General features: G+C 47.2%; 2 protein-coding genes. Both read right to left on the minus strand.

The features are described from left to right. Positions 1–270 precede the first annotated feature (270 nt). Positions 271–558 (minus strand): ComEA family DNA-binding protein, encoded by a 288-nt coding sequence (locus HMPREF2608_RS03305; protein WP_070825970.1) that lies wholly within the window; start codon positions 556–558, stop codon positions 271–273. A 168-nt stretch (positions 559–726) separates the two neighbouring features. Continuing rightward, positions 727–911 (minus strand): hypothetical protein (locus tag HMPREF2608_RS11530; RefSeq protein ID WP_210402755.1); only part of this gene is annotated, 185 nt, incomplete at its 5' end.

The raw sequence follows: 911 nt of genomic DNA on the forward strand, positions 1-911 counted from the left end.
CACCACCAACAGCTGTATCAAAGAGTAGCCCCTCTGCACAGTTGCCCCATCCCGTTTTCCGTCAAATGCATTTGAGTACATATCTTTATTCCCTTTATCTTTTATATCCCTATCCAACAAGAGGCACCTTATCCGTTCATCCCTTTACCCAATGTAAAGCCCCCACTGGTCCAAGTTTTATTCCCGGCCCCATACAAAGCCGCCCGTCAGCCGGAACTGGCAAGCAGTTCGGCCTCGGGGCGGCGTATACGGCACAAACCTCCGTCAGACTTATTTTTTCACGGCAGGCTGGGCAGCCTTAGGCGCGGCAGAAGAAACCGTCGCCTCCGCCTTCAACTTGTTCAGCACCGCATCACCGATGCCCTTCACGTTTTTCAGCTCCTCCACCGATTTGAACGCACCGTTCTTCTGACGGTATTCCACAATCGCTTTCGCCTTAGCCGGGCCGATACCCGGCAATGCCTCCAGTTCCGCAGAAGAGGCCGTATTGACGTTCACGGCAGCCAAAGAGAACGCCGCACAGACGGCGGCAAATGTACCAAATAAAAATTTCTTCATCAGGGTTTTCCCATAATATGTTTGATTGAATCAGTCAGACTGTTTACAGAATGGGTTATCCTAATCTGTAAACACTGTCACATATAAGAATAGGGCAACAGCCCATTCCATATAAATGCTTACAACATATTAACGCAAATATCGTTTGATTTCAAATATTTCAAACGGTTAACCATAACTTTCGATATTTTTGTTCAAGAATAACAACAGGGTAAATATTTCCGATTCCAATACCAAGATGCACGAATGCTCCATAAACACCGGCACATCACTATCCCAATGCTTGATCCCAACACCTGTTATCCCAATTCTGCCGCTAAACCGACAGGCATGTAAAAAGCCCCCGACATCAG

This window comes from Neisseria sp. HMSC064D07 (assembly GCF_001837185.1).
Taxonomy (GTDB): Bacteria; Pseudomonadota; Gammaproteobacteria; order Burkholderiales; family Neisseriaceae; genus Neisseria; species Neisseria flavescens_C.

Excerpts from the sequence above, each read along its gene's own strand:
- HMPREF2608_RS03305 (WP_070825970.1), bottom strand. The coding sequence starts at position 558 with ATGAAGAAATTTTTATTTGGTACATTTGCCGCCGTCTGTGCGGCGTTC.